Annotated in this window: 7 protein-coding genes, 1 rRNA gene and 1 pseudogene; 7 read left to right on the top strand and 2 right to left on the bottom strand. The window is 73.1% G+C overall.

What is annotated here, in order from left to right; genetic code table 11:
* Positions 1-62 precede the first annotated feature (62 nt).
* From rrf to SZN_RS41945, 3 genes and pseudogenes are all read left to right on the top strand, one after another.
* Positions 63-179, top strand: a 5S ribosomal RNA gene (rrf, locus tag SZN_RS15965).
* Between the two features lie 491 nt (positions 180-670).
* Positions 671-1375, top strand: a pseudogene (locus tag SZN_RS43605) (tetratricopeptide repeat protein); the annotation flags it as partial.
* Between the two features lie 156 nt (positions 1376-1531).
* A complete protein-coding gene (locus SZN_RS41945) occupies positions 1532-2338 on the top strand; it encodes a tetratricopeptide repeat protein (protein ID WP_208865811.1) in 807 nt (268 codons plus the stop codon).
* A 110-nt stretch (positions 2339-2448) separates the two neighbouring features.
* Here the strand turns inward: SZN_RS41945 and SZN_RS15950 are convergent, their stop codons facing one another.
* Complete coding sequence (locus SZN_RS15950; RefSeq protein ID WP_007496152.1) at positions 2449-3741, bottom strand: DUF1015 family protein; 1293 nt, start codon at positions 3739-3741, stop codon at positions 2449-2451.
* A 72-nt stretch (positions 3742-3813) separates the two neighbouring features.
* Here SZN_RS15950 and SZN_RS15945 point away from each other — a divergent pair, with 72 nt between their 5' ends.
* The 4 genes from SZN_RS15945 (at position 3814) to SZN_RS15930 (ending at position 7955) form a co-directional block, all read left to right on the top strand.
* On the top strand, positions 3814-4842 hold the full coding sequence (locus SZN_RS15945) for an HAD hydrolase-like protein (RefSeq protein ID WP_007496151.1): 1029 nt from the start codon (positions 3814-3816) through the stop codon (positions 4840-4842).
* A gap of 103 nt (positions 4843-4945) precedes the next feature.
* Positions 4946-5989 (top strand): FecCD family ABC transporter permease, encoded by a 1044-nt coding sequence (locus SZN_RS15940; RefSeq protein WP_043730973.1) that lies wholly within the window; start codon positions 4946-4948, stop codon positions 5987-5989.
* Positions 5986-7077 carry a FecCD family ABC transporter permease gene (locus tag SZN_RS15935; RefSeq protein ID WP_007496149.1) on the top strand — a complete coding sequence of 364 codons (1092 nt, stop codon included), beginning with the start codon at positions 5986-5988 and terminating at the stop codon, positions 7075-7077. Before SZN_RS15940 ends, SZN_RS15935 begins: the two co-directional genes overlap by 4 nt.
* Positions 7074-7955, top strand: a complete 882-nt coding sequence (locus SZN_RS15930) for an ABC transporter ATP-binding protein (protein WP_208865810.1) — start codon at positions 7074-7076, stop codon at positions 7953-7955. Before SZN_RS15935 ends, SZN_RS15930 begins: the two co-directional genes overlap by 4 nt.
* On the opposite strand, the gene SZN_RS15925 is transcribed toward SZN_RS15930, so the two are convergent.
* Positions 7939-8286: a hypothetical protein gene (locus SZN_RS15925; RefSeq protein WP_007496146.1), complete on the bottom strand. Its 348-nt coding sequence runs from the start codon at positions 8284-8286 to the stop codon at positions 7939-7941. The two genes, SZN_RS15930 and SZN_RS15925, sit on opposite strands and share 17 nt — an antisense overlap.
* Positions 8287-8308: the final 22 nt, after the last annotated feature.

Below are 8308 nucleotides of genomic sequence, written 5' to 3'. Positions count from 1 at the left end.
GCCGGTTACAGAGCAGAACGCATAACAGAAAAGTGTGCTTGTTCGCTCGAAACCATTAGGGTTTCGGTGGTTATAGCGTGAGGGAAACGCCCGGTTACATTTCGAACCCGGAAGCTAAGCCTTACAGCGCCGATGGTACTGCAGGGGGGACCCTGTGGGAGAGTAGGACGCCGCCGAACAATCTTTGGAAAGGACCCCTGGTCCCAGCGTTCAGCTGGGACCAGGGGTCCTTTTGTTTTTACAATGCTTGCGGTACCGAAGACAGGAGTCACCGATGTCCACCAACTCTCCCGACGATCGACCGGAGCGCGACCAGCGACGACGGGACAGTGGTGACCGCGGCGACCGGGGGGATCGAGGCGGCTACCGCGGGGACCGTGGCGGATTCCGCCGCGACGATGACCGTCGTGACAGCGATCGCCGCGGCGGTGACCGTCGTGACAGCGACAGGCGTGACAACGACCGTGGTGACGGCGGCCGTTACCGCCGCGACGACAGCCGTGGCGGTAACGGCGGCGGCAGCTGGCGCGACAGCGACAGCGATCGCGGACCCCGGCCCGCGTTCCGTCGTGACGACCGCTCGGGCGGCCCGCGCCGTGACGACCGTCCCAGCGGTCCGCGCCGTGACGACCGTGACCGTGATCGTGACCGCGGATTCCGTCGGGACGGTGACCGGCCGGCGTTCCGCCGTGACGACGACCGGGGTGACCGCGGCGGCTTCCGTCGTGACAACGACCGTCCGACCTTCCGCCGTGACAACGACCGTCCTGCGTTCCGTCGTGACGATCGTCGGGATGACCGCCGTGAGGGCGACCGTCCCTCGTTCCGTCGTGACGACGACCGGGGTGGCTTCCGTCGGGAGGGTGACCGCCCGTCGTACCGGCGTGACGACGACCGCGGTGACAGGGGCGGCTTCCGTCGTGACGACCGTGGCGGCTACGGCCGCGGTGACGACCGGCGTGACGACCGCCGGAGCGACGACCGGGACCGAGGCTTCCGCCGCGATGACCGCCGCGATGACCGCCGGGACGGTGACCGCGGCGGCTTCCGCCGGGACGACCGCGACCGCGACCGAGGCTTCCGCCGCGACGAGCGCGGTGACCGCGGTGACCGACCCTCGTTCCGTCGTGACGACCGCGCCGACCGCGGTGACCGTCCTGCGTTCCGTCGTGACGACCGTCGTGACGATCGTCGGGATGACCGCCGTGAGGGCGACCGACCTTCGTTCCGTCGTGACGACCGCCCCGACCGCGGTGACCGTCCTGCGTTCCGTCGTGACGATCGTCGGGATGACCGCCGTGAGGGCGACCGTCCCTCGTTCCGGCGGGACGACAGCCGTGGTGAGCGCGGCGGGTTCCGCGGGCGTGACGACCGGGGTGCCCGTGGCCCCCGCCGCGACGACCGGGGCGGCCGGCCCGGCGGGTTCCGCAGGGACGACCGGCGCGACGACCGCAGGGACGACCGCCGTGGCGGCGGACGCTTCCGTGACGAGCGCGACCGTGACCGCGGCGACCGCGAGCCGATCAAACGGCTGCCGATCCCCGAGGACGTCACGGGCGACGAGATCGACAAGGACGTACGGCAGGAGCTGCAGAGTCTGCCGAAGACGCTCGCCGAGGACGTGGCCCGCAACCTGGTGATGGTCGCGCGGCTCATCGACGAGGACCCCGAGGGCGCCTACGGCTACGCCCGCGTCGCGCTGCGGCTGGCGTCGCGTGTGGCGGCCGTACGCGAGGCGGCAGGTTTCGCCGCGTACGCCAACCAGAAGTACGCCGAGGCGCTCGCGGAGTTCCGGGCCGCGCGCCGGATGACCGGGGGCGCGGAGCTGTGGCCGCTGATGGCGGACTGCGAGCGCGGGCTCGGCCGGCCGGAGAAGGCGCTCGACATGGCCGGGGCCCCCGAGGTGCAGAAGCTCGACAAGGCCGGCCAGGTCGAGATGCGGCTCGTCGCGGCCGGTGCCCGGCGTGACATGGGGCAGCTCGACGCGGCCATCGTGACGCTCCAGAGCCCCGAGCTTGCCTCCCACGCGGTGCAGCCCTGGACGGCGCGGCTGCGGTACGCCTACGCCGACGCGCTGTTCGCCACCGGGCGGCAGGACGAGGCGCGGGAGTGGTTCGCGAAGGCCGTGGAGGCCGACAAGGACGGCAGCACGGACGCCTCCGACCGGCTCGCGGAGCTGGACGGCGTGGAGTTCGTCGACGCCCTCGACGAGGCAGAGGCAGAGGCAGAGGCAGAGGCCGAGCGTGCCGACGAGCCCGCGGACGATGTCGTGAACGAAGACGTCGTCAAGGCCGGCGACGAGGACGGCGACCTGCCGTCGGCGGGCGACGACGACTGAGTCACCCGGCCCGGCCCGGCAGCACCTGCCGGCTCGATAGGACCTGAGGGAGACGAAGGGGTGGGATCCGGCTCGGGTCCCACCCCTTCGGCATGTCCGCGTGGGGCGCGTCAGCCGTCGAGTGCGCGCAGTACCAGGCCGGAGGCGGGTTTGGGGCCGAAGGACGTGGACTTGCGGGGCATCGTGGCGCCCTGGCGGGCGAGGTCGCGCACCACGTCCTCGCGGACGGGGTGCATCAGGACGGCCGTACCGCCGTCGCGTTCCGCCTTGCCGACGGTGGCGGCGGTGTCGTGGATGTAGGCGATCCGGGCCGGGTCGTCCTCGGGGACGTGCCAGACATGGGCGAGCAGCGTGGCGTGCAGGACGGTGGCGTCCAGGGTACGCCAGGCGGCGGGGCGGTCGGCGGGGACAGTACGGTCGAGGAGGCCGGGGTCCGGGCGGTCCACCAGATGGAAGGCGCCGTCCCCGGCGAGGAGGTAGGCGTTGCCCGCGCAGGCGGCGTCGGCCAGGGCGTCCAGCGCTTCGGCCAGCGGCACGTCGAGGCGGCGTACGCGGAAGCGGTCGCCCAGGGCCACCACCGCCTCGGCGACCGGCAGGCCGTGCAGCAGGCGGTGGATGGCCCGCACCCTGAGGGGGTAGCGGGCGGTGTCGACCAGGAGGACCAGGCCGTAGTCCCAGGGGCTGGGCGTGCCGTGCTCGGCACGCAGCCTGAGATAGGTCGCCCAGCGGTGGTGTCCGTCGGCGATCAGGGCCTGGCGGCGGGTCAGGTCGCGGCGGACGCGGGCCAGGTCGGCGGGGTCGGTGACGGCCCACAGCCGATGGCTGAAGCCGTCCTCCGTGGTGGTGGTGAACAGGGGCGGGAGCGCGACGGTGCGGTCGATGACGGCGGTGGTGTCGGTGGCCGTGCCGTTGCCGCGGTAGGTCAGCAGCAGGGGTTCGAGGTTCGCCGAGGTGGCGCGCATCAGGCCGGCCCGGTCGGCGACCACGTGCGGCATGACGTCCTCGTGCGGCAGGACCAGGCCCTCGGACGGTTCCGTCACGCGCAGGGCGCCGATGACGCCGCGCTGGAGCATGCCCGCGCCGTCGCGCTGCTCGTAGACGTACAGGGCCGGTTCGGGGTCGGCGGTGAGGACCCCGTCGGAGAGCCAGCGGCGCAGCGTCGTCGCGGCCTGTTCGTTGCGGGCGGCCGGGCTGTCGGCCTGAGGAAGGATCAGGCGGACGATGTTGTGGGGGTCGGAGTCCTGGAGGTGGTGCACGCCGTCGGGGCGGACGACGACGTCGTACGGCGGCGATGTCACGGCGGCCAGGCTGCCGACCCGGTCGGGGTCGTACCGCAGGCCGCGGAACGGGGTGAGTTCCAGGCCGCGGCCCGTGCGGGGTTCCGGGTGACCTGCTGTGTTCATCCCGGCATCGTACGGGTGTCGGTGGCATGGGGGATGATCGGGTGAAAGCCGTCTTACGAGGAGCGATGCGGAATGAGCCAGAGCGTCAGGACGAGGCCGCAGGGCGCTGACCGGGCCCTGAGCGAGGCGTACGACACGGCGCTGCTCGACCTCGACGGTGTGGTGTACGCGGGAGGTGACGCGATCGCGTACGCCGTCGACTCCCTCGCGGCGGCCCGCGGCGGCGGGATGCGTCTCGCCTACGTCACCAACAACGCGCTGCGCACCCCGGCCGCGGTGGCCGCGCATCTCTCGGAGCTCGGCGTCCCGGCCGGTGCGGCCGATGTCATCACCTCCGCGCAGGCGGTGGCGCGGCTGATCAGCGAGCAGGTGCCGGCGGGCGCCCGGGTGCTCGTGGTCGGCGGGGAGGGGCTGCGGGTCGCGCTGCGCGAGCGCGGCCTGGAGCCGGTCGAGTCGGCGGACGACGAACCGGCCGCGGTGGTGCAGGGGTTCGGGGGGCCCGACCTGACGTGGGGGCGGTTCGCCGAGGCGTCCTACGCCGTCGCGCGCGGGGTGCCGTGGTTCGCGTCGAACACCGATCTGACGATTCCCAGCGGGCGCGGGATCGCGCCGGGCAACGGAGCGGCGGTCGAGGTGGTGCGGATCGCGACCGGGGCCGAACCGCGGGTGGCGGGGAAGCCGCTGCCCCCGATGCACCGGGAGACGATCCTGCGGACCGGCGCCGAGCGGCCGCTGGTGGTGGGCGACCGGCTGGACACCGACATCGAGGGCGCGTTCAACGGGGAGGTGGACTCGCTGCTGGTGCTCACCGGGGTGACCGACGGGGCGCAGTTGCTGGCGGCGCCCCCGCGGCACCGGCCGACCTATGTCGACGAGGATCTGCGCGGGTTGCTCACCGGGCAGCCGGAGGTCGCCGAGGAGGGCGACGGCTTCGGGTGCGGCGGCTGGACGGCCACGGCGGGCGACGACCGGCTGGAGCTGAACGGCGACGGCGCGGCGGCGGACGGTCTGCGCGCGCTGTGCGCGGCGGCCTGGACCCGGGCCGGGGACGGCACGTGCACGCTGGACGCGGGGAAGGCGCTGGCGCGGCTGGGCCTGTGACGGACTGGTGCCGACGGTCCGTCAGATGCGATGGTCCCGGCCGGAACACGGCCTCGCCCGACCGGGATCGCAAGCTCTTGGCAGGGTAGGCTAACCTAACCACGTGTTGGTCGACAGTCCTCCTGAACAGCGCGCGGACCCGGTGTCCGCGCCCCCGGCCCGACGTGCGTTGCGTGCCGTCGGGCTGCTCGTCTCCGTCCTGATCCTGCTGGTCGTGGTGACGGCGAGCATCGCGGTCGGTGCGAAACAGCTGTCCGTGGGGGAGGTCTGGCACGGGCTGTTCCAGAGTTCGGGCACCTACGGCGACGTCGTGGTGGACGACCGGATCTCGCGCACGGTCCTCGGTCTGCTCGCCGGTGCCGCCCTCGGCCTCGCGGGCGCCGTGCTCCAGGCGCTCACCCGCAACCCGCTCGCGGACCCGGGGCTGCTCGGCATCAACGCGGGCGCGTCCGCCGCGGTCGTCACCGCGATCACGTTCTTCGGTGTGACCAGCCTGAGCGGCTACGTCTGGTTCGCCTTCCTCGGGGCCGCCGGGGTAGGGGCGCTGGTGTGGTTCCTCGGCGGCAGCCGGGGCGCCACCCCGGTCCGGCTCGCGCTGGCCGGCACGGCGATCAGCGCCGCCCTCTACGGCTATCTCCAGGCCGTGATGATCATGGACAACGCCGCGCTGAACAAGATGCGCTTCTGGACGGTGGGTTCGCTGAGTTCGGCGACCGACGCGACGATCCGGCAGGTGCTGCCGTTCCTCGTGGTCGGCATGGTCCTCGCGCTCGCGCTCGCCCGGCCGCTCAACGCCATGGAGATGGGCGACGACACCGCGCGGGCCCTCGGCGCCAACCTCAACCGCACCCGGGTGCTCGCCATGCTCGCGGCCACCGTGCTGTGCGGGGCCGCGACCGCGGCCTGCGGACCGATCGTGTTCGTCGGGCTGATGGTGCCGCACGTGGTCCGCTCGTTCACCGGTCCCGACCTGCGCTGGATCCTGCCGTACGCGGCCGTCCTGTCGCCCGTGCTGCTGCTCGGCGCGGATGTGCTCGGCCGGCTCGTGGCCCGGCCCTCCGAGCTCCAGGTCGGCATCGTCACCGCGCTCCTCGGCGGACCGGTCTTCATCATTCTCGTACGACGGCGGAGGACGGCCCAGCTGTGAGGACCGCAGGCGACAACGCGACCGGCGGGGAGGCCGAGGCGTCCGGGGCCGCCCGGACCGGCAGGACCCTGCGCACCCGCGGCGGGCTCTCCGTCCGGCTGGACGTCCGGGCGCTGACCGTCGTCGTCCTGCTGCTGCTGGCCGCTCTCACGGCCGGCGTCCTGCTGGTCGGCACGGGCGACTTCCCGATCGGCGCGGGCGACGTGCTGCGCACGCTGTTCGGCCGGGGCAACCCGGGCCAGGAGTTCATCGTCAACGAACTGCGGCTGCCGCGCGTGCTCGTCGCACTGCTGGTCGGCGCCTCGCTCGGGCTGGGCGGCGCGCTGTTCCAGGCGCTGTCGCGCAACCCGCTGGGCAGCCCGGACATCCTGGGGCTCGGGCAGGGCGCCACGGCGGGCGCGCTCACGGTGATCGTGCTGTTCTCCGGGGGCGCCACCCAGATCACCCTCGGCGCGCTCGCGGGCGGACTCGGGGCCGGGTTCGCCCTCTACGTGCTCGCCTGGAAGCGGGGTGTGCACGGATACCGGCTCGTCCTGGTCGGCATCGGCATGTCCGCGATCATGACGGCGGTCAACGGCTATCTGCTGACCAAGGCGGACCTGTTCGAGGCGGCGCGGGCCGTCGTCTGGATGACGGGCTCGCTCAGCGGCCGGGACTGGGACCAGGTCTGGCCGCTGCTCGGACTGTGCGCCGTCCTCGTGCCGCTCGTCCTCGCCCACGCGCGCGGCCTGCGCATGATGGAGATGGGCGACGACGTCTCGTACGCGCTGGGCGTGCGGGTCGAACGCGTACGGCTGCTGCTGATGCTGGCCGCCGTGCTGCTGACCGCGGCCGCCACCGCCGCCGCGGGGCCCGTCAGCTTCGTGGCGCTCACCGCCCCGCAGCTCGCCCGCCGGCTGACCCGCGCCCCCGGCCCCAACCTGCTGGCCTCGCTGTGCATGGGCGCCGCCCTGCTGGTCAGCGCCGACTGGATCTCCCAGCGCGTCTTCGGCGCCGACCAGCTGCCGGTCGGCGTGGTCACCGGCGTGCTCGGCGGGGTCTATCTGCTGTGGCTGCTGGTCACCGAGCGCAAGGCGGGCCGGATATGAACGCCGGCGCCTCCCGCAGCGGGCCCGACCGCGGGCCGAACCACCGAAGGAGCACCGTGAACCGCCTGTCCGCCGACAACGTGACCCTCGCCTACGACCAGCGGGTGATCGCCGAGCAGCTGTCGGTGGAGATACCCGACAACTCCTTCACCGTGATCGTCGGCCCGAACGCCTGCGGCAAGTCCACGCTGCTGCGCGCCCTGTCGCGGATGCTGCGGCCCCGGCAGGGCCGGGTCCTGCTCGACGGGCAGGCCATCCAGTCGATGCCGGCGAAGAAGGTCGCGCGCACCCTCGGACTGCTGCCACAGTCGTCGATCGCGCCCGACGGCATCACCGTCGCCGACCTGGTGGGCCGCGGCCGGTATCCGCACCAGGGCATCCTGCGCCAGTGGTCGGACGAGGACGAGCGGGTCGTCCGGGAGTCGATGCGGCAGACCGGCGTGGCCGAGCTGGCGGAGCGCTACGTCGACGAGCTGAGCGGCGGTCAGCGCCAGCGCGTGTGGATCGCCATGGCGCTCGCCCAGCAGACCCCGCTGCTCCTGCTCGACGAGCCGACCACCTACCTCGACATCCAGCACCAGATCGACGTCCTCGACCTGTGCGCGGAACTGCACGAGGAGCAGGGCCGCACGCTCGTCGCCGTCCTGCACGACCTCAACCACGCCGCCCGGTACGCGACGCATCTCGTCGCCCTGCGCGGCGGCTCGGTGATCGCCGAGGGCGCGCCCCGCGACATCGTCACGGCCGAGCTGGTCGAGGACGTCTTCGGGCTGCGCTGCCAGGTCATCGACGACCCCGAGACGGGCACGCCGCTGGTGGTGCCGGCCGCCCGTCCGGCGCGGACGCGGGCGAAGGCCGCCGCTACAGGAGCTTCCTGAGCAGGAGCAGGTCGCGCACGCCCGCGTGCAGCCTGACCCGGCCCGAGCCCCACGCCTTGGCGAAGTGGAGGTCGCCGCCGACCAGGGCGACCAGGTCGTCGCCGGTCATGCTCAGTCTGATCTGGGCCTTCTCGCGCGGCGGGCCGTCCACCGTCTCGTGCACCCGGATCCGGCCGCCCGCCATACGGCCCGCGAACGTGACGTCCAGGTCGGTGATGTGGCAGCTCACCGAGCGGTCCAGGGCGGCGGCCGCCCGGACGTCCCCTTCGGCGCGCTGCAGGGAGTCCGAGAGCTTTTCGAGTGCGGCGCGGCACTCCTCGATCGTGGCCATCGGGACCGACGGTACCCCAGCC

It is taken from the genome of Streptomyces zinciresistens K42 (genome assembly GCF_000225525.1).
GTDB lineage: Bacteria > Actinomycetota > Actinomycetes > Streptomycetales > Streptomycetaceae > Streptomyces > Streptomyces zinciresistens.
Note: the sequence above shows the minus strand (reverse complement) of the source record. Positions and strands in the feature narration are given on the sequence as shown.